This is a genomic window from Klebsiella sp. K-Nf6 (assembly GCF_002806655.1).
In the GTDB taxonomy this organism is placed as follows: Bacteria; Pseudomonadota; Gammaproteobacteria; order Enterobacterales; family Enterobacteriaceae; genus Klebsiella; species Klebsiella variicola.
Window position 1 is genome coordinate 285,534 of sequence record NZ_PIBN01000004.1, and the last position, 22,496, is coordinate 308,029.

20 protein-coding genes and 1 riboswitch are annotated in these 22,496 nt (G+C 60.3%); of the genes, 12 read left to right on the forward strand and 8 right to left on the reverse strand.

Annotation, left to right across the window (positions count from 1 at the left end; all coding sequences use genetic code 11):
* Positions 1-4 precede the first annotated feature (4 nt).
* From CWM61_RS09765 to CWM61_RS09775, 3 genes are read left to right on the forward strand one after another with little or no spacing between them, the layout of a single operon-like run.
* Positions 5-1,162: an ABC transporter permease gene (locus CWM61_RS09765; RefSeq protein WP_100631162.1), complete on the forward strand. Its 1,158-nt coding sequence runs from the start codon at positions 5-7 to the stop codon at positions 1,160-1,162.
* A complete protein-coding gene (locus tag CWM61_RS09770; protein ID WP_100631163.1) occupies positions 1,155-2,102 on the forward strand; it encodes an ABC transporter ATP-binding protein in 948 nt (315 codons plus the stop codon). Before CWM61_RS09765 ends, CWM61_RS09770 begins: the two co-directional genes overlap by 8 nt.
* Positions 2,086-2,823 (forward strand): ABC transporter permease, encoded by a 738-nt coding sequence (locus CWM61_RS09775; RefSeq protein ID WP_074388058.1) that lies wholly within the window; start codon positions 2,086-2,088, stop codon positions 2,821-2,823. Before CWM61_RS09770 ends, CWM61_RS09775 begins: the two co-directional genes overlap by 17 nt.
* On the opposite strand, the gene CWM61_RS09780 is transcribed toward CWM61_RS09775, so the two are convergent.
* Positions 2,798-2,911: a protein YohO gene (locus CWM61_RS09780; RefSeq protein ID WP_002912762.1), complete on the reverse strand. Its 114-nt coding sequence runs from the start codon at positions 2,909-2,911 to the stop codon at positions 2,798-2,800. The genes CWM61_RS09775 and CWM61_RS09780 overlap by 26 nt on opposite strands.
* 229 nt (positions 2,912-3,140) lie before the next feature.
* On the opposite strand from CWM61_RS09780, the gene CWM61_RS09785 reads away from it, so the two are divergent.
* The 3 genes from CWM61_RS09785 to CWM61_RS09795 are packed head-to-tail and all read left to right on the forward strand — an operon-like array spanning position 3,141 to position 6,060.
* Entirely contained in the window at positions 3,141-4,829 is a 1,689-nt protein-coding gene (locus CWM61_RS09785; RefSeq protein ID WP_002912760.1) for a sensor histidine kinase, read from the forward strand.
* Positions 4,823-5,542, forward strand: a complete 720-nt coding sequence (gene btsR, locus CWM61_RS09790; RefSeq protein ID WP_061153886.1) for a two-component system response regulator BtsR — start codon at positions 4,823-4,825, stop codon at positions 5,540-5,542. The genes CWM61_RS09785 and btsR overlap by 7 nt, the downstream gene beginning before the upstream one ends.
* Positions 5,543-5,589: 47 nt before the next feature.
* A complete protein-coding gene (locus tag CWM61_RS09795; protein ID WP_008804053.1) occupies positions 5,590-6,060 on the forward strand; it encodes a DUF1456 family protein in 471 nt (156 codons plus the stop codon).
* Positions 6,061-6,170: 110 nt separating this feature from the next.
* On the opposite strand, the gene metG is transcribed toward CWM61_RS09795, so the two are convergent.
* Positions 6,171-8,204: a methionine--tRNA ligase gene (metG, locus tag CWM61_RS09800; RefSeq protein ID WP_061156336.1), complete on the reverse strand. Its 2,034-nt coding sequence runs from the start codon at positions 8,202-8,204 to the stop codon at positions 6,171-6,173.
* Positions 8,205-8,357: 153 nt separating this feature from the next.
* Here metG and apbC point away from each other — a divergent pair, with 153 nt between their 5' ends.
* A complete protein-coding gene (gene apbC, locus CWM61_RS09805) occupies positions 8,358-9,467 on the forward strand; it encodes an iron-sulfur cluster carrier protein ApbC (RefSeq protein ID WP_008804054.1) in 1,110 nt (369 codons plus the stop codon).
* On the opposite strand, the gene CWM61_RS09810 is transcribed toward apbC, so the two are convergent.
* Positions 9,464-9,925 carry a GNAT family N-acetyltransferase gene (locus CWM61_RS09810; RefSeq protein ID WP_100631164.1) on the reverse strand — a complete coding sequence of 154 codons (462 nt, stop codon included), beginning with the start codon at positions 9,923-9,925 and terminating at the stop codon, positions 9,464-9,466. The two genes, apbC and CWM61_RS09810, sit on opposite strands and share 4 nt — an antisense overlap.
* Entirely contained in the window at positions 9,900-10,217 is a 318-nt protein-coding gene (locus tag CWM61_RS09815; RefSeq protein ID WP_002912749.1) for an RcnB family protein, read from the reverse strand. The genes CWM61_RS09810 and CWM61_RS09815 overlap by 26 nt, the downstream gene beginning before the upstream one ends.
* A 183-nt stretch (positions 10,218-10,400) precedes the next feature.
* Between CWM61_RS09815 and CWM61_RS09820 the strand changes: the two genes are divergently transcribed.
* Entirely contained in the window at positions 10,401-11,300 is a 900-nt protein-coding gene (locus CWM61_RS09820) for a LysR family transcriptional regulator (protein ID WP_023323022.1), read from the forward strand.
* On the opposite strand, the gene CWM61_RS09825 is transcribed toward CWM61_RS09820, so the two are convergent.
* Both CWM61_RS09825 and CWM61_RS09830 read right to left on the reverse strand, forming a co-directional pair.
* Entirely contained in the window at positions 11,290-12,633 is a 1,344-nt protein-coding gene (locus CWM61_RS09825) for an NCS2 family permease (RefSeq protein WP_004180600.1), read from the reverse strand. The genes CWM61_RS09820 and CWM61_RS09825 overlap by 11 nt on opposite strands.
* A 2-nt stretch (positions 12,634-12,635) precedes the next feature.
* Positions 12,636-14,447: an adenine deaminase gene (locus tag CWM61_RS09830; RefSeq protein ID WP_074388061.1), complete on the reverse strand. Its 1,812-nt coding sequence runs from the start codon at positions 14,445-14,447 to the stop codon at positions 12,636-12,638.
* Positions 14,448-14,567: 120 nt separating this feature from the next.
* Here CWM61_RS09830 and CWM61_RS09835 point away from each other — a divergent pair, with 120 nt between their 5' ends.
* Positions 14,568-15,494, forward strand: a complete 927-nt coding sequence (locus CWM61_RS09835) for a LysR family transcriptional regulator (RefSeq protein ID WP_165785031.1) — start codon at positions 14,568-14,570, stop codon at positions 15,492-15,494.
* 82 nt (positions 15,495-15,576) lie between these two features.
* On the opposite strand, the gene CWM61_RS09840 is transcribed toward CWM61_RS09835, so the two are convergent.
* Positions 15,577-17,553 carry an alkyl/aryl-sulfatase gene (locus CWM61_RS09840; RefSeq protein WP_074388063.1) on the reverse strand — a complete coding sequence of 659 codons (1,977 nt, stop codon included), beginning with the start codon at positions 17,551-17,553 and terminating at the stop codon, positions 15,577-15,579.
* 203 nt (positions 17,554-17,756) lie between these two features.
* Here CWM61_RS09840 and CWM61_RS09845 point away from each other — a divergent pair, with 203 nt between their 5' ends.
* Positions 17,757-18,392 carry a helix-turn-helix domain-containing protein gene (locus CWM61_RS09845; protein ID WP_074388064.1) on the forward strand — a complete coding sequence of 212 codons (636 nt, stop codon included), beginning with the start codon at positions 17,757-17,759 and terminating at the stop codon, positions 18,390-18,392.
* A 67-nt stretch (positions 18,393-18,459) separates the two neighbouring features.
* Here CWM61_RS09845 and CWM61_RS09850 read toward each other — a convergent pair whose 3' ends face one another.
* A complete protein-coding gene (locus CWM61_RS09850; protein WP_074388065.1) occupies positions 18,460-20,436 on the reverse strand; it encodes an alkyl/aryl-sulfatase in 1,977 nt (658 codons plus the stop codon).
* Between the two features lie 231 nt (positions 20,437-20,667).
* Positions 20,668-20,765, forward strand: a riboswitch (TPP riboswitch).
* Positions 20,766-20,799: 34 nt separating this feature from the next.
* Here CWM61_RS09850 and thiM point away from each other — a divergent pair.
* On the forward strand, positions 20,800-21,573 hold the full coding sequence (gene thiM / locus CWM61_RS09855) for a hydroxyethylthiazole kinase (protein WP_100631165.1): 774 nt from the start codon (positions 20,800-20,802) through the stop codon (positions 21,571-21,573).
* Complete coding sequence (gene thiD / locus CWM61_RS09860) at positions 21,570-22,370, forward strand: bifunctional hydroxymethylpyrimidine kinase/phosphomethylpyrimidine kinase (RefSeq protein ID WP_008804064.1); 801 nt, start codon at positions 21,570-21,572, stop codon at positions 22,368-22,370. Before thiM ends, thiD begins: the two co-directional genes overlap by 4 nt.
* Positions 22,371-22,496: the final 126 nt, after the last annotated feature.

Genomic DNA, 22,496 nt, shown 5'->3' on the forward strand with positions numbered 1-22,496 from the left:
ACTGGTGACCATTCGCTGTACTCACCGCGTCGGCCTGCTGCTGACAGGTCTGCTGCTGGTTACGCTGGCGCTGCCGTTTATCACTTACGCGCCGAATCGCTTACTCTCCGGTGAAGGGCGTGGGCTGTGGCAGGTGATGCCCTGGCTCGCCGGCGTTCAGCTGGCGGCAGCCCTTGCCGGGATGCTGCTTTGCTGGCTGCCAGGCAGGGTCGTGCCGCTTCTTCACCTGCTGCTGGCCGAACTGCTCTTCCCGCTGCTTATCTGGGGCAGCGGACAGGCGGCGCTTGAGCTCTCCCGACATGGCTCGCCGCTGGCGCGCACCTCGCCAGGCAGCGGCCTGTGGCTTTCGCTGGCGCTTTGTCTGCTGCTGGCCAGCGAGGCCATCCGTCATCTTACCGTCCGGCCGCTGTGGCGCTGGCTGCTCAATGCGCAAGTCTGGCTGTTGTCCATCATCCTGCTTGCTACCGGGGCGCTCGATCAGCTCTCTTTGCTGAAGGAGTATGCCAACCGTCAGGAAGTATTTGACGACGCCCTGCGCCAGCATTTGCTTCTGCTGTTCGGCACCCTGCTGCCGGGCCTGCTCATTGGCCTGCCGCTGGGGGTATGGCTGTGGCGACGTCCGCGCTGGCAGGCGCCGGCCTTCACTGTGCTCAATGTGATCCAGACTATCCCGTCGGTGGCGCTTTTCGGCCTGCTGATTGCGCCACTTGCCGGCCTGGCGCGCTATTTCCCGGCGCTGGGCGAGCTGGGCGTCTCCGGGACCGGCGTGGCGCCAGCCCTGATCGCTCTGACGCTGTATGCGCTGCTGCCGCTGGTGCGCGGGGTGGTGACCGGCCTGCAGCAGGTGCCGCAGGATGCTCTGGAGAGCGCGACGGCGATGGGCATGAGCGCCGGGCAGCGCTTTCGTCAGGTGCAGCTTCCCCTGGCGATGCCGGTGTTGTTGCGCAGCCTGCGGGTGGTCAGCGTGCAAACCGTCGGCATGGCGGTGGTGGCCGCGCTGATCGGCGCCGGCGGCTTTGGCGCGCTGGTGTTTCAGGGGCTGCTAAGCAGTGCGCTGGATCTGGTGCTGCTGGGTGTGGTGCCGACCATTGCCCTGGCGGTGGTGGTGGATGCCCTGTTCGCCCTGTGGGGCGCCTGGCTAAAAGGAGAGGCCAATGATTGAGTTTGAAGGGGTCAGCAAAGTGTTTGCCGGCCATCCGGCGGTGAAGGATCTGACCCTGCAGCTGCGCGAAGGCGCTTTCTCGGTGCTGGTGGGGACCTCCGGCTCGGGCAAGTCGACGACGCTGAAGATGATCAACCGCCTGCTGGAGCCGGACCGGGGCACTATTCGTTTTGCCGGCGAGGACATCCGTCAGCAGCCGGTCCTGACCCTGCGGCGGCGGATGGGCTATGCCATCCAGTCCATCGGCCTGTTTCCGCACTGGACGGTGGCGCAGAATATCGCCACTGTGCCGCAGCTGCAAAAATGGCCGCGGGCGAGGATCGCCGACCGGGTCGACGAGCTGATGGCGTTGTTAGGGCTGGAGGCGACGCTGCACGACCGTTACCCGCATCAGCTTTCCGGCGGCCAGCAGCAGCGGGTGGGGGTGGCGCGGGCGCTGGCGGCGGATCCGGAGGTGCTGTTGATGGATGAGCCCTTCGGCGCCCTCGACCCGGTGACCCGCGAGGCGCTGCAGCAGGAGATGCTGCGCATCCACCGCCTGCTGGGGCGGACGATTGTGCTGGTGACCCATGATATTGACGAAGCGCTGCGTCTGGCGGACCACCTGGTACTGATGGACGGGGGCGAGGTGGTCCAGCAGGGGGCGCCGCTGGAGATGCTCCTGCGGCCGAAAAATAGTTTTGTGCAGACCTTTTTTGGCCGCAGCGAGCTGGGCGTGCGCCTGCTGTCGCTGCGCGAGGTGGGGGACTATTTGCGTCCCGGCGAATGGCTGGCGGGTGAGGGGCTGACCGTCACCATGACCCTGCGGGAAGCGCTGTCGCAGTTTGTCGCCCGGCGCTGCGAGGCGCTGCCGGTGGTCGATGCCGACGGCAGGCCCTGCGGCACGCTGCATTTTGCCGATCTGCTGCGCCAGGAGATGAGCCATGAAGGCGCTTCGTGAGCCGCTGTGGTGGCTTATCGCGCTGTTTATCGGCCTGCTGGTAGGGCTGCCCTACAGCGCGCCGCTGTTTAGCCGGCTGTTTCCGGAACTGCCGCGGCCGGTCTATCTGCAGGAGAGCTTCTGGGCGCTAACCCTCGATCACGGCTGGCTGGTGGTGGCGTCCAGTCTCGCGGCAACGGCTGTGGGGCTGGGGGCCGGGGTGGCGGTCACCCGGCCCGCCGGCAGCGCGTTTCGCCCGCTGGTGGAGACGATCGCCGCTATCGGGCAGACCTTTCCGCCGGTGGCGGTGCTGGCGATGGCGGTGCCGGTGCTGGGATTTGGCTGGCTGCCCGCGCTCATCGCCCTCGCGCTGTATGGCATACTGCCGGTGCTGCAGGGAACGCTGGCCGGGATGGGGTCGATACCGTCGGGGGTGTCAGGGGTAGCCGAAGGGATGGGAATGACCGGCTGGCAGCGTCTGTATAAGGTGGAACTACCGCTGGCGGCCCCGGTGATACTGGCGGGGATCCGCACCTCGGTCATCGTCAATATTGGTACCGCGACCATTGCCTCGACGGTGGGGGCCAGTACGCTCGGGACGCCGATCATCATCGGCCTGAGCGGCTTTAATACCGCCTATATTGTACAGGGGGCGCTGCTGGTGGCGCTGGCGGCGATTATCGTCGACCGCGCGTTTGAGCGTCTGACCCGCTGGATCAGCCGACACCGCCACGCACAATAAAGGAATAGCCGGCCAGCATCACGCCGCTGATCCCGCCGATGGCCATAAGTAAGAAGAGGGTGACGACCGCGATTTTCGCTGGCTTCATAATAGGCTCCTGATGTTAACAGGGGGATTATACGGTGAAGCACAGGTGTTAATGAAACATTAATTGCGGTTTAGCGCGCCGCGCCGGGGTTTTTGCCGCGTTTACTGAGCAACGCGCCGGAAAAAAGTGTGATCCTGTCCGTCATTTTTCATTTTTATGCAGGGCTTCAAAGAAAGTTTTCGCCAGTCAGGGTATGGTACGCGCTTTCAGTAATGTGTGGTTTGCGGGTATGTACGAGTTTGATCTGGTGTTGCTGCTGCTTCAGCAGATGTGCGTATTTTTGGTCATCGCGTGGTTGATGAGCAAAACCCGACTGTTTATCCCTCTGATGCAAGTCACCGTTCGCCTGCCGCACAAGCTGCTGTGCTACGTCACCTTCTCCATTTTCTGCATTATGGGGACCTATTTCGGTCTGCATATCGAAGACTCCATCGCCAACACCCGCGCCATCGGCGCCGTGATGGGCGGCCTGCTCGGCGGTCCGGTGGTCGGCGGGCTGGTGGGGCTGACCGGCGGCCTGCACCGCTACTCGCTGGGCGGAATGACCGCCTTAAGCTGCATGGTCTCCACCATCGTTGAGGGGCTGCTGGGCGGTCTGGTGCACAGCGTGCTGGTCAAACGCGGTCGGCCGGACAAAGTCTTTAGCCCGTTGACCGCCGGGGCGATCACCTTCGTGGCCGAGCTGGTGCAGATGATGATCATTCTGCTGATTGCCCGCCCGTTCCAGGACGCCCTGCATCTGGTGCAGAGCATCGCCGCGCCGATGATGGTCACCAATACCGTCGGTGCGGCGCTGTTTATGCGCATTCTGCTGGATAAACGGGCGATGTTCGAGAAATACACCTCCGCCTTTTCCGCCACGGCGCTGAAGGTGGCGGCGTCGACCGAGGGGATCCTGCGTCAGGGATTCAACGAAGAGAACAGCATGAAGGTGGCCCAGGTGCTGATCCAGGAGCTGGATATCGGCGCGGTGGCGATCACCGATCGCGACAAGCTGCTGGCGTTTACCGGCATCGGCGACGATCACCATCTGCCGGGCAAGCCTATCTCCTCCTCGTATACGCAACGGGCGATTGAGACCGGGGAGGTGGTCTACGCCGACGGCAACGAGGTGCCTTACCGCTGCTCGATTCATCCGCACTGTAAGCTGGGGTCGACGCTGGTGATCCCCCTGCGCGGGGAGAACCAGCGGGTGATAGGCACCATTAAACTGTATGAGGCCAAAAACCGCCTGTTCAGTTCGATCAACCGCACCCTCGGGGAGGGGATTGCCCAGCTGTTGTCGGCGCAGATCCTCGCCGGACAGTACGAGCGGCAGAAGGCGCTGCTGACGCAATCTGAAATCAAGCTCCTGCACGCTCAGGTCAACCCGCACTTCCTGTTTAACGCGCTTAACACGCTGAAGGCGGTGATCCGTCGCGACAGCGATCAGGCCGGCCAGCTGGTGCAGTATCTGTCGACCTTCTTTCGCAAGAACCTGAAACGGCCGACGGAAATTGTCACGCTTGCCGATGAGATCGAGCATGTTAACGCCTATTTGCAGATTGAGAAGGCTCGCTTCCAGGCTAACCTGCAGATCCAGATGGCGGTGCCCGAGGGGCTGGCGCATCACCAGCTGCCCGCTTTCACCCTGCAGCCGATCGTGGAGAACGCGATTAAGCATGGCACATCGCAACATCTTGGCGTCGGCGAAATTACCATTCGCGCCAGCCAGGACGATCGCTGGCTGCAGCTGGATATCGAAGATAACGCCGGACTGTACCGGGCCAACCCCCAGGCCAGCGGGCTGGGGATGAATCTGGTGGACAGGCGTCTGCGGGCGCGTTTTGGCGCCGACTGCGGCATCAGCGTCACCTGTGAACCGGAGCGCTTTACCCGTGTCACCCTACGTTTGCCCCTGGAGGAGAATGCATGCTGAGAGTATTGATCGTCGATGATGAGCCGCTGGCGCGGGAAAACCTGCGTATTTTGCTGGAGACTCAGCGCGATATCGAGATCGTCGGCGAGTGCGGCAATGCGGTGGAGGCGATTGGCGCAGTACATAAGCTGCGCCCTGACGTGCTGTTTCTCGACATTCAGATGCCGCGCATCAGCGGCCTGGAGATGGTCGGGATGCTCGACCCCGAGCATCGCCCCTATATCGTGTTTCTCACCGCCTTTGATGAATACGCGGTGAAAGCCTTTGAGGAGCACGCTTTTGACTATCTGCTCAAGCCGATTGAGGCCGCGCGGCTGGAGAAAACCCTGGCTCGCCTGCGTCAGGAGCGCAGCCTGCAGGACGTGTCGCTGCTGGATGATGCCCGGCAGACGCTGAAATACATTCCCTGTACCGGCCACAGCCGTATCTGGCTGCTGCAGATGGAGGATGTGGCCTTCGTCAGCAGCCGGATGAGCGGCATCTACGTGACCGATCGCGAAGGAAAAGAGGGCTTTACCGAGCTGACCCTGCGCACCCTCGAGAGCCGCACGCCGCTGCTGCGCTGCCATCGCCAGTATCTGGTGAATATGGCGCACCTGAAGGAGATTCGCCTGGAAGAGAACGGCCAGGCGGAGCTGCTGATGCGCGCCGGGCAAACGGTGCCGGTGAGCCGGCGCTATTTAAAAAGCCTGAAAGAAGCGATTGGCCTGTAAAACTGCTACACTGCGCCCCATTGCAACATCGACAGTAAAAGGCACTCATGCTCAGTAATGATATTCTTCGTAGCCTGCGCTACACCCTGAAAGCCAATAATAACGATATGGTGCGCATTCTTGCGCTTGCCGATATGGAATCCACCGCCGCCAGCTTCGATACCTGGATGACGAAAGAGGATGAAGAGGGTTTTGTCCGCTGCCCGGATATTATCCTGTCGGGTTTCCTCAATGGCCTTATCTATGACAAGCGCGGCAAAGATGATTCGGCGCCGGAGCTGGCGCTGGAGCGTCGGGTGAATAACAACACGGTGCTGAAAAAGCTGCGGATCGCCTTCTCGCTGAAAACAGACGATATCCAGGCGATCATGAGCGAGCAGAAATATCGCGTGTCGGTGCCGGAAATCACCGCCATGATGCGCGCCCCGGAGCATAAAAACTACCGCGAGTGCGGGGATCAGTTTATGCGCAACTTCCTGCGCGGGTTGACCCACCGGGTGCATCACCCGAAGGCGTGATGTTTAGCCGGGTGGCGGCTTCGCCTTACCCGGCCGACAAAACCCGTAGGCCCGTGCAAACGTAGCGCCGCCGGGCAAAAAAAAGCCGGAGATACTCTCCGGCTTTTTTGTTATTTCACCTGCTGACCCGGCTTCGCGCCGTCGTCAGGGCTTAACAGGAAGATATCCTTCCCGCCAGGGCCGGCGGCCATCACCATGCCCTCGGAGATGCCGAAGCGCATTTTGCGCGGCGCCAGGTTGGCGACCATCACCGTCAGGCGACCAATCAGCGGCTGCGGATCCGGGTAAGCGGAACGGATGCCGGAGAAGACGTTACGTTTCTCGCCGCCAAGATCCAGCGTCAGGCGCAGCAGCTTGTCGGAGCCCTCGACGAATTCCGCGTTTTCAATCAGCGCCACGCGCAGGTCAACTTTAGCGAAATCGTCAAAAGTGATGGTCTCCTGAATCGGATCGTCCGCCAGCGGACCGGTGACCGGTGCCGCAGTGGCTTTCACCTCTTCTTTAGACGCTTCCACCAGCGCTTCCACCTGTTTCATCTCGATGCGGTTATACAGCGCTTTAAACGGATTTACCTTATGCGCCAGCAGCGGCTGCTGAATGGCATCCCAGCTCAGTTCGCTGTTGAGGAATGCTTCCGCACGCGCCGCCAGCTGCGGCAGCACCGGCTTCAGCCAGGTCATCAGCACGCGGAACATGTTCAGGCCCATGGTGCAGATGGCCTGCAGGTCGGCGTCACGGCCTTCCTGTTTCGCCACCACCCATGGCGCCTGCTCGTCGACGTAGCGGTTAGCCACGTCGGCGAGGGCCATGATTTCGCGGATTGCCTTACCGAACTCGCGGCTGTCCCATGCTTCGCCGATGCTTTCTGCCGCGTCGGTGAAGGTTTTGTACAGCGCCGGGTCGGCCAGTTCAGCGGCCAGCACGCCGTCGAAACGCTTGCTGATAAAGCCGGCGTTGCGCGAGGCGAGGTTAACCACCTTGTTGACGATGTCGGCGTTAACGCGCTGGATAAAGTCTTCCAGGTTCAGGTCGATGTCATCGATGCGCGAAGAGAGCTTGGCGGTGTAGTAGTAGCGCAGGCTATCGGCATCGAAATGGTTCAGCCAGGTGCTGGCCTTAATGAAGGTCCCACGCGACTTGGACATCTTCGCGCCGTTAACCGTCACGTAGCCGTGCACGAACAGGTTGGTCGGTTTACGGAAGTTGCTGCCTTCCAGCATCGCCGGCCAGAACAGGCTGTGGAAGTAGACAATGTCCTTGCCGATAAAGTGATACAGCTCGGCCGTGGAGTCTTTCTTCCAGTATTCGTCGAAGCTGGTGGTGTCGCCGCGCTTGTCGCACAGGTTCTTAAAGGAGCCCATGTAGCCGATCGGCGCGTCCAGCCAGACGTAGAAATATTTGCCCGGCGCGTTGGGAATTTCGAAGCCGAAGTACGGCGCATCGCGGGAGATGTCCCACTGCTGCAGGCCGGATTCGAACCACTCCTGCATCTTGTTCGCTACCTGCTCCTGCAGCGCGCCGCTGCGGGTCCACGCCTGCAGCATTTCGCTGAACGACGGCAGGTCGAAGAAGAAGTGCTCGGAGTCACGCATCACCGGCGTGGCGCCGGAGACCACCGATTTCGGGTCGATAAGTTCGGTGGGGCTGTAGGTCGCGCCGCACACTTCGCAGTTATCGCCATACTGGTCCGGAGATTTGCACTTCGGACAGGTGCCTTTCACAAAACGGTCCGGCAGGAACATGCCTTTTTCCGGATCGTAGAGCTGAGAGATGGTGCGGTTTTTAATAAAACCGTTCTCTTTCAGACGGGTGTAGATAAGCTCCGACAGCTCGCGGTTCTCGTCGCTGTGCGTCGAGTGATAGTTATCATAGCTGATGTCGAAGCCGGCAAAATCGGTCTGATGCTCCTGACTCATTTCGCCAATCATCTGCTCCGGAGTGATACCGAGCTGCTGCGCTTTGAGCATGATCGGCGTGCCGTGGGCGTCGTCGGCGCAGATGAAGTTGACCTCGTGGCCGCGCATTCGCTGGTAACGGACCCAGACATCAGCCTGGATGTGCTCCAGCATGTGGCCGAGGTGGATGGAGCCGTTGGCGTACGGCAGGGCGCACGTTACCAGAATTTTCTTCGCGACTTGAGTCATAGTGAGCATTACATCTTCTGTTGTAAAAAGGGCTTCCGATATTACCAAAAGGGCTGTGGGTGCGCCATAAATGGCTGCCCATATATGGATAATCGTTAGCTGTGATAAACTCTGTGATTACTGAAAGCATCTCAAAACAACAAAGGAGTCGGGATGAATTCGCAATCCCAGGCCAAATCCCCTGAGCGCCTACGTGCGATGGTCGCCGGGACGCTGGCCAATTTCCAGCACCCAACCCTGAAGCATAATCTCACCGCCCTCAAGGCGCTGCACCATGTCGCCTGGCTGGACGATACCGTTCATATTGAGCTGCAGATGCCGTTCGTCTGGAGCAGCGCCTTCGAAGTGCTGAAAGAGCAGTGCAGCGCCGAGCTGCTGCGCATCACCGGCGCGAAGGCCATCGACTGGAAGCTGACCCACAGCATCGCGACCCTCAAGCGCGTGAAAAACCAGCCCGGGGTCAACGGCGTGAAGAACATTATCGCCATCAGCTCCGGCAAAGGCGGCGTTGGCAAATCTTCTACTGCCGTAAACCTGGCGCTGGCCCTGGCGGCGGAAGGGGCGAAGGTGGGCATTCTGGATGCCGATATCTACGGTCCGTCGATTCCGACCATGCTGGGCGCCGAAGACAGTCGCCCGACCTCGCCGGACGGCACCCATATGGCGCCGATCATCAAGTATGGCCTGGCCACCAACTCTATCGGCTACCTGGTGACCGACGACAACGCCATGGTCTGGCGTGGTCCGATGGCCAGCAAGGCGCTGATGCAGATGCTGCAGGAGACCTTGTGGCCGGATCTCGACTACCTGGTGCTGGATATGCCGCCGGGCACTGGCGACATCCAGCTGACCCTGGCGCAGAACATTCCGGTGACCGGCGCGGTGGTGGTCACCACGCCGCAGGACATCGCGCTGATCGACGCCAAAAAAGGCATCGTGATGTTTGAGAAAGTGGAAGTGCCGGTGCTGGGGATCGTGGAAAACATGAGCATGCATATCTGCAGCAACTGCGGGCACCACGAGCCTATCTTCGGCACCGGCGGCGCGCAAAAACTGGCCGAGAAATATCACACCCAGCTGCTGGGCCAGCTGCCGCTGCATATTACGCTGCGGGAAGATCTGGATAACGGCACGCCGACGGTGGTGGCGCGTCCGGATAGCGAATTTACCGACATCTACCGCCAGCTGGCGGGCCGGGTGGCGGCCCAGATGTACTGGCAGGGAGAAGTGATCCCGGGTGAGATTGCCTTCCGCGCCGTTTAAGGCCGCGGCGAGCGCATCAGCCAGTATCTGCCCTCGGGTGACGCGCCCTGTGCTTCGATGGTCCAGCCATGACGCTGGTAGAAGCGCAGGGCGTTTTTATTTTCCATCAGGCACTTCAGCGTTCCGCTGGCGGTAAAGGTCCGTTCGACCTGCGCCAGCAGCGCGCTGCCGATATGTTTGCCCTGCCAGTCGGGGTCGACAAACAGATGGTGAAGGAAATTATCGGCGGTCCATACGGCGGCAAAGCCCACCAGCTGGCCGTCGCATTCCGCGACCCACAGCTGTTCATCCGCGGTGGCGGCATCGAAATCCTCCAGCCGCCACGCCGCGGCGGGAAGCCAGGTCCACGATAAACTGCGCGCCCGCAGGAAGATCTGGCGCAACGCCGGAGAGTCCGCTGGCTCGCCGGGGCGGACGTGGAGGTTGCGCGGATCAGCGATGATAGAAGATCTCGCCATCGTACACTTTGAGGATTTTGCCTTCGGTATCGGTGATCAGCACGTAGTTACCGCCCATGTAGGTCCAGTGGCTACCGGCGTCGGGTGCAGGCAGGTTACGCTGCTGCCACTGTTTGATGTTGTATTCCGGGGTGAGGTACATCGCCGGAACGGTGTCGCCGATGTGAAACTGGGTGAAATCGGCAGTGAACTCTTTCAGCGCATACTGATCGATCCCCGCGGCAGTAGCCGTCCAGCTGGCGCCAGCGGTGGCAAGAAGTACGCCCAGAAGCATCATTTTTGTTTTACGCATAATTTCCTCAATATTACCTGGACTCAAATTAGCAGCCTCGTATCATTCCTGATGCGTTGCTGAAATGGCAAGCACTGGATTTTTAAAAAGTGTAAGCAAAACACGGCACAAGTCTTGCGCCGCTTGCGTTGCAGCGACGGTGATGCGTATTTTGGGAGCAATCTGAAGCAGGGGAGAATCGGCATGTTCAGGCTGGAAGATCTGACCTTATTTGTCCGCGCCGCGGCACTGGGCAGTTTTAGCGATGCGGCGCGCGAGTCCGGGCAGCAGCCGGCGCAGGTCAGCGCGGCGATTAAGCGTCTGGAAACGATCCTCAATATTCGCCTGTTTGCCCGTTCGACCCGCAGCCTGCGCCTGACGCCGGAGGGGGAGACCTGGCTGCCCTACGCTACTCAGATGCTCGATACCCTCGAGGCCGGTCTGCAGAAGATCCAGACCCCGGACGATGAAGTTCGCGGCATGTTGCAGATTGCCGTGCCGTCGGACCTCGGGCGTAACCTGCTCCTGACCCTGTTCCGCGATTTCCGCCAACGCCACCCGGCGCTGCGTCTGCGGCTGCTCTTTTCCGATCAGTTAACCGACGTGTTTAAAGATCCGGTGGACGTCGCGTTTCGCTATGGCAATAACGACGATGCCTCGTTTATCTCGCTGCCGGTGGCGCCGGAAAATCGTCGCGTGCTGGTGGCCTCGCCTGAGTGGATCGCCCGCCACGGCGAGCCGCAGACCCTCGAGGAGCTCAGCCAGCACAATGCGTTGATCTACATTTTGCGCGGCCGTCCGTTCGACCGCTGGTCGCTGAGCCTCGACGGCGTGGTTCAGCAGCAGAAGGTCTCCGGCACGGTGATGAGCGACGACGCCGAGGTGATCCGTCGCCTGGCGGTGGCCGGGGAGGGCATTGCCTATAAATCGATGCTCGACGTCAGCGACGATCTGCGGGCGGGGCGCCTGCGGCGCCTGCTGCCGCGTTATCAGGGGGATGTGGTGCCGTTGAATCTGATTTGCCCGCACCGCAAACAGCTCTCTGCCGCGGTGCGTTTGTTATATGAAGAGGTGAAATCACATTGTGAAGGGCTTAATGCCTGACTAAGGTCGCGAAGTAATACACCAGCGGGACAGCCAGCACCCACAGGCCAATCGGGATTTCCCGCCACTTACCGGCGATGGCCTTGATCACAATGTAAAACAGCAGCCCGCCGGCAATCCCGGTGCCGAAGCTGTTGGCGATAAGCGTAATCATCACCATCATCAGCACCGGCAGCCCGTCGGTGAAGTTGCCAAGATCCACTTTGCGCAGGCCGCTGAACATGTTCAGGCCAATCAGGATCAGCGCCGGGGCGGTGGCTTCTTTCGGGATCATCAACGCCACCGGCGTGAACAGCAGCATCAGCAGGAACATTACCGCCGCCGACAGCGCGGTAAGGCCGGTTTTGCCGCCGGCTTCTGCCGCCGCTGAAGACTCAATCAGCGCCGTCGCCGCCGGAATGCCTACCCACGGGCCGAGCGCGGCGGCAATCGAATCGACCATAAACGGGCGATTAATCTGCGGCATGTTGCCTTCTTCATCCAGCAGTCCCGCCTCACCGCCCACCGCCAGCGTCGTCCCCATGGTGGAGAAAAACTCAGAGGCGAAAAAGACGAACAGGAACGGCAGGAAGGCGATGTTTAACGCCCCCAGCAGGTCAACCTGCCCCAGCACCGGGGTTAGCGAATGGGGAACGTCGATAAAACTTGTCGGCAGATGGGTGACGCCGAAGGGGATGCCCACCAGCGTGGCGCACAGAATGGCCCACAAAATCGCGCCCGGAACCTTACGCGCCTGCAGGGCTATCGCCAGGAACAGGCCGCACAGCGCCACCAGCGCGCCGGGGGCGAGAAAGTCGCCGAGCATCAGCGCGTTGGTTTTAGCATTGGCCAGCACCAGCCCGGCATTGCGAAAGCCGAGCACGGCGACAAACAGGCCGATGGAGGCGGTGAGCCCCAGTTTGATCGACTGCGGCACCGAGCGGGTGACCACTTCGCGCAGGCCAAAGCGGGTCAGCAGGAAGAAGAGGATCCCCGACCAGCAGGCAATCCCGAGGCCAGTCTGCCAGCCAATCCCTTCGCTACCGGCCAGCGTCACCCCCACCAGCACCGAGCCGCCAATGCCCGGGCCGACGATAAACGGCAGGTTGGCATAAAACGCCATCAGCAATGAGCCGACGACGAAGACCAGAATGGTGCCGGTGGTGGCGGCGCCTTTGTCCATCCCGCCGATCGCCAGTAGCCCCGGGATGACCACCAGTAAATAGGCGGCGGCGAGAAAGCCGGTGATCCCGGCCAGGCATTCGGTGCGTAGCGTACCGCCGCGCGAGCGCAGCGCAAAGCGGCGCTCCAGCCAGTTAGCGCGGGCGGAAGAGTGAAGTGTGTTATCGGCCATGCTCAGGCTCCCTGAGGATTATTGTTGTGATCGGTTGGCTCCGGGGTCTCCCGGCAGGCTATCAACGGGTCGACTATCTGGCGGCTGCCGCCGTCGGTCAGACCCAAATCGGTTAAATGCGGCCCGGCGTTACAGGCAAGGCAGGTCCCTTCAATGGCCTTGAACACCCGGTACGGCGGTTCCCAGTCGGCGACTTGGCTGCTCAGATCGCGCAGCTCGCGGAACTGACGCGCCAGCTCGGCGGCCGGGAGATCCGACAGCATGCCGGCAATCGGCATTGCCACATGGGCAAGGATCTCGCCCTGTTGCGCCAGCGCCATCCCGCCGCCGGAAGCGATAAGCTGGTTGGCCGCCAGCGCCATATCATCAGCGTCGCGCCCGAGCACCACCAGATTGTGCGAGTCGTGGGAGTAGCTGGTGGCGATGGCGCCGCGCAGCTCACCCCAGCCTTCGAGCAGGGCGATTTGCGGTGTCGCCTGGTGGCGGCCATGGCGGTGCTTAACCCAGATCAGACTGAAGCCGGCGGGCAACTGGACTTTCCCGTCACGAACCTGCACTTCCACTTCGCCCCACTGGGTGAAGCGCGCGCCGCGGATATGACGCAGGCGGGCGACGCCGTGACGAATGCCCTGGACGCGCAGAATAAAGTCATCGGCGCGGAGGGGGGCGATCTGCAAAGTATCGCGCGGCGGCGTCACGCCCGGCGCGGGGGCGATCGGCTTCAGCAGGCGGCCAGCATGGGCCAGTCGTTCCCCCCCAACGTAGACTTCACGGGCCACCAGTTTCTCCAGGGAATCAAACACCACCAGATCCGCGCGCCGCCCGGCGGCAATCAGCCCGAGATCGTGGCGCTGCAGGCGAATCGCGGCGTTGAGGGTGGCGAATCGCAGCGCATCGACCGCCGGTAAACCGTGCTCGATCAGCAGGTTAAGCAGGGCGATGATCCCGCCTTTCTCCAGCAGCATATCCGGCGGCACGTCATCGGTGCAGACGGTGATTTGCGAGGAGAGGTGCGGCAGCGTTGTTAACGCCGCGACGATATCCGGCAGCAGATAGGGGTGCGAGCCGCGGATCTCGATCGTCAGACCGGCGCGCAATTTTTCCAGCGCGTCGTCCGCCGAGGTCAGTTCATGATCGGAGGTGACGCCGGCGGCGAGGTAGGCCTGCAGGTCAGCGCCGCTCAGGCCGCGAGCGTGGCCTTCAATCAGTTTGCCGCTGTTGAGACCGGCCTGGACAATCTCCAGCATCCGCTCGCTACCGTGCAGCACGCCGTGCATATCCATCACTTCCGCCACTCCGCGCACTTCCGGCCAGTCGAGCATGGTCTCCATCTCCGCGCCGGCAAAATCGGCGCCGGACATTTCGAGGCCTGGCGTGGAGGGGACGCTGGACGGGGCGGCCACCATCACCTGCAGCGGCAGATGGCGGCTGGCGTCAACCGCGTAGCGCACGCCCTCGACGCCGAGCACATTGGCCAGCTCATGCGGATCCCAGAACACCGCGGTGGTGCCCTGGGTGAGGACGATTTCCGCGTAGCGCTCCGGCGGCAGGTGCGAGCTTTCGAGGTGTACGTGGGTGTCCATCAGGCCGGGGGACAGGTAGCAACCGGCCAGGGAATGCACTTCATGGGCGTCGGCGCGGCTGCCGCGCGGGTGGACGCTGGCGATCATTTCGCCGACGATACCGACGTCAGCGGGGCGAATTTCGCCCGTGGCCATATCGACGATCTGCGCATCGACCAGCAGCAGATCAAACGGGGATTCGCCGCGCGCGGCCTGCACGGCGCGACGGCGGACTTGAGCATTGCTGGACATAACCACTCCGGCACAAGGATAATGCGGATACTCTATGGGCACAGCAAACGTTTGCCCAGATGAATAAATTTATCACCCGATAAGCTCGGGTTATTGTGCAGGACCACCGTAGCGAACCCGATAATGAACGAACCCTGGCAGCGGCTGCCCGCGCTCTCTCTTAAACAGCTTCAGTATTTCGTCACTCTGGCCCAGCTGCGCCATTTTACCGATACCGCCAGTCGGCTGGCGATTAGCCAGCCGGCGCTGAGCAGCGCGCTGCGGCAGATTGAAACGGTGCTCGGCGGCAAGCTGGTCAACCGTACCGCTTCGGCGGTCACCCTGACTGAACTGGGGGCGGCGATTTTACCCCACGCCCAGCGGATCCTCAGCGTGGCGCAGGCGGCCTTTTTCGATATGCAGCAGATCGTCGAGGCGGGCGGCGACGGGACAGTGCGCATCGGTCTGGTGCCGTCGGTCAGTTCGCTACTGTTTCCATTGCTGCCGCAGACCCTGGCCCAGGCCTTTCCGCGTCTGCGCATTGAATTTCACGATCAGACCAACGATGCGCTTATCCAGGCGCTGCAGCGCGGCGAGATTGATTTCGGCATCGGGGCGATCGACAGCTCTGTGCCTGGTGAACTGCTGGTCTATCCGCTACGCGAAGATCCCTTCGTGGCGGTGCTGCACCGCGACGATCCGCTGGCCGCGCAGGCGCACTTGCCGTGGAAGCAGCTGGTGGGGCGGGATATTGCCGTGTTCTCGAAAGGTAATATTCAGCGGCTGGTGGCGGCATTAGTGGAGAGCCATCGCCTGACGCTGACCACCCGCTATCAGGTGGACTATATCGAAACCCTGTATGGACTGGTGCGCTCGCGCTTAGCGGTGGCCATTCTGCCGGCGCTGTACACCACCCATCTGCAGGACCCGGCGCTTACGGTCGCCCAGCTGCAGCAGCCGGCGCTGACCCGTACGGTGGCCCTGATGCGCGGCCCGCAGGCGCTGCCGCCACTTATCGAAGCCTGTTTTTCCCTGCTGCAGGGAGAATTGCGTCGCGCTGATGCCTGATCCGCACATTGATTATCGTGGCGGGGGGATCAAAAAATCCCCCGCGGCCTGACCGGCGACGGGGGATGTCCGCGTTAAACGCTTACGGTGTCACGATATTGAACCAGAAGGCAAACGTGTCCATGTAGCTCAGCATCTCGTCGAGCTTAGCGCCATTGCCGCTAATCTTGACCTCGCCCTGAGCTTCAGCCTGCTTCAGCGTTTCCTGCTTGAGGATAATCTTGTTCAGGGTATCGCGACTCAGGATGATGCTGGCGTCGGCATTGTCCGCCACCGCGTTGGCGGTATGGTTAAGCACACCGTTTTCCAGCTCCAGTTTGTACTTGCCGCCGTCTTTGCCCAGGTCGATGTTAAAGACCGCTTTAGCCGCCCCGGCTTTTTCGCCGTTGATATGCACCCCGAGGTAATCGAAGAACATTTCTGGCGTCATCGCCCGCACGGTATCCGGGCTGGCAGTGTTCGGTGTCGGCAGTTTCTGCACGCCGTTTCGCAGCTCCTGGGCGCCGGTGAGGTAGAAGTTGCGCCAGGTGCCTGCTTCTGCCTGATAACCGAGCTGCTCCAGGGCATCGGCTTCCAGATCACGCGCCTGCTGATTGTGCGGATCGGCGAAGACGATTTTGCTGGTCACCTGGGCCACCCAGCGGTAGTTCCCCTGCTGGTAGTCGGCTTTGGCTTTCTGCATGATGGCATCGGCGCCGCCCATATATTCCACGAACTTCTTCGCCGCCTGCTCTGGCGGCAGTTCGTCGAGGGTGGCCGGGTTGCCATCGAACCAGCCGAGGTAGAAGACGTAGGTCGCTTTTACATCGTGGCTGACGGAACCGTAGTAGCCGCGGCTGGACCACTGTTTCTCCAGCGAATCCGGCAGCTTGAAGTTGGCGGCGATCTCATCGCGGGTCATGCCTAAGTTCGCCATACGCAGGGTCTGGTCGTTGATATAGCGATACATATCGCGCTGACCTTTCATCAGTTTAACGATATTGTCGTTCCCCCAGGTCGGCCAGTGGTGCTGAGCGATAATCACTTCCGCTTCGTTGCCCCAGCGATCGATGGCGGCGTTGATGTATTTCGACCACGCCAGCGGATCGCGGATTTTGGCGCCGCGCAGCGAGTAAGTGTTATGCAGGGTATGGGTCACATCCTCTGCCGCCTCGATCATTTTCTTCTCTTTGACATACCACAGCATTTCCGACGGCGCTTCCGAGCCCGGCGCCATCATAAAGTCATAGGTCAGGCCGTCGATCACCTCCTGCTGACCGGTATGGGTAATGTAATGGGTCGGCGGGATCAGCGTGACGGTACCCGCGGAGGTGGTGGTGCCGAGGCCAGCGCCGACCTGTCCCTTAGCGTTCGGCTTCAGCAGGTTGCCATACATATAGCTGGCGCGGCGGCTCATCGCAGTACCGGCCATGATGTTCTCGGAAACCGCTTCCTCCATAAAGCCGGCAGGGGCGTAAATCTTCACTTTACCGGCTTTCACGTCAGCTTCATCGACTACGCCACGGATACCGCCGTAGTGGTCCACATGGCTGTGGGTAAACAGCACCGCCACCACCGGTTTTTTCGGCCGGTGGGCAAAATAGAGCGCCAGAGCCTCTTTGGCCGGTTCGGCGCTCAGCAAGGGGTCGATGACTGTAATCCCGGTTTTGCCTTCGATAATGGTCATATTGGAAAGATCGAGATTACGGATCTGGTAAACGCCGTCGGTAACTTTGAACAAGCCGCCGATATTGAGTAATTGTGACTGTCGCCACAGGCTGGGATTAACAGTGTCCGGCGCCTTTTCGCCTTCTTTGACGAAATCATATTTGGCGGGATCCCAGATAATATTTCCCTGTGCGCCTTTGAGCATCGCTGGCGGCAGGGGGGCGATAAAACCCTGATGGGCGTTGTTAAAGTCGGTTTTATCCGCAAACGGCAGTTTGCTGTATAGCGCCTGATTCGCCTCACGTGTGGCCGGTGTGGCATCCTGTTGTGGCGCGGCGGCGAAGGCGGTTATCGACAAAGACGATAACATTCCGGCCAGGGCCAGATTTTTGGCTATCTGATTTAATTTCATGACTACCTCTCAGGTAATTTATTCCGCGGAAATAAAGAAGTATTTTCCGTTTTTAAAAATGAATGGCTTGCGGTTTATTCTAAAGACAAATATTGTGCTGAATAGTCCCATATGGGACTGACAGAGTGTTGCTTAAGGATCCGCTCGTCTTCGCCGGACGAGGGCTGCTATACTGTTGCTAACGGCGCAGGCGAGGGCAGAGGATGAATTTCCAGGAAATACATAGTTATTATAAAACATTAGCCATAGCCGACTTTTTTGCCGATATCGTTACGGAAGGTGAAGAGATTATTCTCACGGCTAATAAAAAATGGCGCCCGGAGTCGGGTTATATTTATTTTTGTACCGAGGGTTCGTTATCAATATTAATGCCGGATGATGGCTTGAGTATCGGTAATTCCATTGAGTATATGCCGATTGGCCTGATGGAGCGGTATTGCCCGCTGGCGAAATTTGAATATACAGGCAGTGGCCCGGTGACGCTGCGAAAAATCACTTACGCGGCCTTCGATCGTCTGTTTATTGAAAATCATCCGCAGCGCGTTGAGGCGCTGGCGAAAGTGCTGGTGTTCATGAGTATCTTTACCATCGACCTGCACAATGAACGCCGTCAGGTGACCAGCTATCAGACGATTCGCCCGATGCTATATCGCTATCTTTATCGACAGCACACCCATGAGGGTGAAAATGAGGGACTGGCGTTATTTATCATCAGACGTACCAATCTTTCGCGCACCCATGTGTTTCGCGTGCTGGCGGATTTAAAGGCGGGAGGATACATCACCATGAAACGGGGCAAGCTTATCTCTATCGATCGCCCGCTGCCCGCGGACTATTGAACGACGCTGAGAAGGGTAACAAGGCGGGATCGTCGCCTTGTTACTCAGGATAGCCGTCAGCAGATCATTACGGCGTCACGATGTTAAACCAGAAGTCAAACTTGTCCATATAGCCCAGCATTTCATCGAGTTTAGCCCCGTTACCGCTGATTTTAACTTCCCCTTTCTCTTCCGCCTGCTTCAGGGTCTCTTCTTTGAGAATGATTTTATTCAGGGTGGCGCGATCCAGCGTCAGGGTGGCATCCGCCTCTTTGGCTTCCGCATTCGCGGTGTGGTTCAGCACGCCGTTTTCCAGTTCCAGCTTATATTTGCCGCCGTCATTGCCCAGATCGATATTGAACACCGACTTCGCATTGCCCGCTTTTTCGCCATTGATATGGACCGCCAGGTAATCAAAGAACATTTCCGGGGTCATGGCGCGGACGGTGTCCGGGCTGGCGGTGTTCGGGGTCGGGCCTTTCACCACGCCGTTACGCAGCTCCTGGGCGCCGGTGAGGTAGAAGTTACGCCACGGGCCGGACTCCGCCTGATAGCCTAACTGCTCCAGGGCATCGGCTTCCAGATTGCGCGCCTGCTGGTTATTGGGGTCGGCGAAGACAATTTTGCTGACCACCTGGGCGACCCAGCGGTAGTTACCCTGGTCGTAATCTTCTTTCGCTTTCTTCAGGATCGCATCCGCGCCGCCCATATAATCGACGAATTTCTTCGCTGCTTCTTCCGGCGGCAGTTCGTCGAGGGTCGCCGGGTTGCCATCGAACCAGCCGAGATACAGCACGTAGGTCGCTTTCACATCGTGGCTGACCGAGCCGTAGTAGCCGCGGTTAGCCCAGGTGTTGGCCAGACTGTCCGGCAGCTTAAAGTTAGCGGCGATTTCATCGCGGGTCAGGCCTTCGTTAGCCATCCGCAGGGTCTGGTCGTTGATGTAACGATACAGATCACGCTGGCTCTTCAGCAGGTTAACCACGTTCTCGTTACCCCAGGTCGGCCAGTGGTGCTGAGCCATAATGATCTCAGCCTTATCGCCCCAGCGGACGATCGCCTGGTTGATGTATTTCGACCACGGTAGCGGTTCACGGATCTTCGCCCCGCGCAGCGAGTAGGTGTTATGCAGGGTATGGGTGACGTCTTCTGCGGATTCGATCAGTTTCTTCTCTTCGATATACCACAGCATTTCTGACGGTGCTTCGGAGCCCGGCGCCAGCATAAAGTCGTAGGTCAGGCCGTCGATAACTTCTTTCTGACCGTCCTTGTCAATAATGTTGGTTGGCGCAATCAGGGTGACGGTACCCGCAGAGGTGGTGGTGCCCAGACCGGCACCCACCTGGCCTTTGGCGTCTGGTTTCAGCAGGTTGCCGTACATATAGCTGGCGCGGCGACTCATGACGTTCCCGGCCATGATGTTTTCCGCCACGGCAGCTTCCATAAAGCCGGCCGGCGCGTAGATTTTCACTTTGCCGGACTTCACATCCGCTTCATCAACCACACCGCGCACGCCGCCGTAGTGGTCAACGTGGCTGTGGGTGTAGATCACCGCGACGACCGGTTTTTTACCGCGGTTTTTGTAATACAGGTCCATGCCCACTTTGGCGGTTTCTGCCGAGACCAGCGGGTCAACGACGGTGATCCCCTCTTTACCCTCAATAATCGTCATATTGGAGAGATCGAGGTTGCGGATCTGGTAGACCCCGTCCGTCACTTCAAACAGGCCGCTGATGTTGATCAGCTGCGACTGGCGCCACAGGCTCGGGTTCACTGTCTCCGGCGCTTTTTCCCCTTCTTTGATGAAGGCATACTGGCCCGGATCCCAGATAACATTGCCTTGTTCGCCTTTAATGACTTCCGGCGGCAGGGCGGCAATAAAGCCTTTATGCGCATTGGTGAAATCGGTGTTATCGGAGAAGGGAAGTTGATTGTAGAGGGCATCGTTCGCTTTTTTGGTTGCTTCGGTCGCCTCTTTGGCTGACGTATCCGCCCAGGCGGCGAAAGCGAGACTATTTAACAAACCCGCTAACGCTAACCCTTTTACTATCGGGGTCAATTTCATTGGAATCCTCATTAATGGCATGGTTCATTCGGTTTTACCGATTTAACGCAGGTGGTTGTTTGTTACAGGTTTTTTTAAATATAACCATGCATTAACATTCAGCCAGTTTTGTTTACAAAAAATGCGTGTTTTACTCCTTTTGTAGTACTTACATAAACGGGAAAAGAAATCAGCTCGGCTTGTGTTACACCGCCACATTTCGTACCCTGCTGACTGGAAATGTTGTACCGCTTTTATGACTCGGGGTGCCCTTCTTCGTTGAAGGCTGAGAAATACCCGTACCACCTGATCTGGATAATGCCAGCGTAGGGAAGTCAGAGACCGCAGGGTCATTGCTTCTCCCTCGTCTGGCGGGAGCAAACCATGCCTGAGCTGCTGAATCCCGCGCCTGTCGCGCACCTGCGCCATCTGCTGCGCGCCCATTCCCCCCTTGTCCACTGTATGACCAATGACGTGGTGCAGACCTTTACCGCCAATGTTCTGCTGGCCGTCGGCGCCTCGCCGGCGATGGTGATCGATCCCCGCGAAGCGGCGCAGTTTGCCGCCATCGCCGATGCGCTGTTAATTAACGTCGGTACCCTGACCGAAGATCGCGCCGTGGCCATGCGCGCCGCGGTAGAGCATGCCCGTCAGGCTGGCAAGCCCTGGACGCTGGATCCGGTGGCGGTCGGCGCCCTGACCGTGCGCACGACCTTTTGTCACGAGCTGCTGGCCCTGCAGCCGGCGGCCATTCGCGGCAATGCCTCTGAAATTCTGGCGCTGGCCGGGATGAGCGCCGGCGGGCGCGGGGTGGATACCACCGATACGGCCGCCGCGGCGCTACCGGCGGCCCAGGCGCTGGCTCGTCGGCTGGCTACCGTGGTGGCGGTCACTGGCGAGGTGGATTACGTCACCGACGGCGAGCGGGTGCTTAGCGTGGCGGGGGGCAATCCGCTGATGACCCGGGTGGTGGGCACCGGCTGCGCGCTGTCGGCGGTGGTGGCGGCAAGCACGGCGCTGCCGGGAGACCGGCTGGAAAACGTGGCCGCCGCCTGCGGGCTGATGAAGCAGGCCGGGGAGATCGCCGCCCGTCAGGGAGGCCCTGGTAGCTTTATTCCGGCGTTTCTCGACGCGCTGTATCAGGAGGTGCAGGGATGAAACGCATCAACGCCCTGACCATCGCCGGCACCGATCCCAGCGGCGGGGCCGGTATCCAGGCCGATCTGAAAACCTTCTCCGCGCTGGGGGCCTATGGCTGCTCGGTGATCACCGCCCTGGTGGCGCAGAATACCCGCGGCGTGCAGTCGGTCTATCGCATCGAACCGGATTTTGTGGCGGCGCAGCTCGATTCGGTGTTCAGCGATGTGCGTATCGATACCACCAAAATCGGCATGCTGGCGGAGACCGATATTGTGGAAGCCGTGGCCGAGCGGCTGGCGCGCTACCGGGTGGCCAACGTGGTGCTGGATACCGTCATGCTGGCGAAAAGCGGCGATCCGCTGCTGTCGGCCTCGGCGGTGGAGACCCTGCGTCAACGATTGTTGCCGCAGGTGTCATTGATCACCCCGAACCTGCCGGAAGCGGCCGCGCTACTCGATGCCCCCCATGCGCGCACCGAGCGCGAGATGCTGGAGCAGGGGCGGGCGCTGCTGGCGCTGGGCTGCGGCGCGGTATTAATGAAGGGCGGCCATCTCGACGATGCCGAAAGCCCGGACTGGCTCTTCACCCGCGAAGGGGAACAGCGGTTTACCACGCCGCGCGTGCAGACCAAAAATACCCACGGCACCGGCTGCACGCTCTCCGCCGCGCTGGCGGCGCTGCGCCCGCGTCATGCGGACTGGGCGGCCACCGTCGCCGAGGCGAAGGCCTGGCTGTCGGCGGCCCTGGCGCAGGCCGACTCTCTGGAGGTGGGCCACGGCATTGGGCCAGTGCACCATTTCCACGCCTGGTGGTAAATGGCAGCGCAACGGGATAGCAGAATCTCCTGAAAAAATGGCCCCCCGGCTGGAAAATAGGCTAAGTCGGTACCAGGCTTAACCTGCCCAAAAAAATTGGGTTGGGATAATGCATGCCGGCTTCGG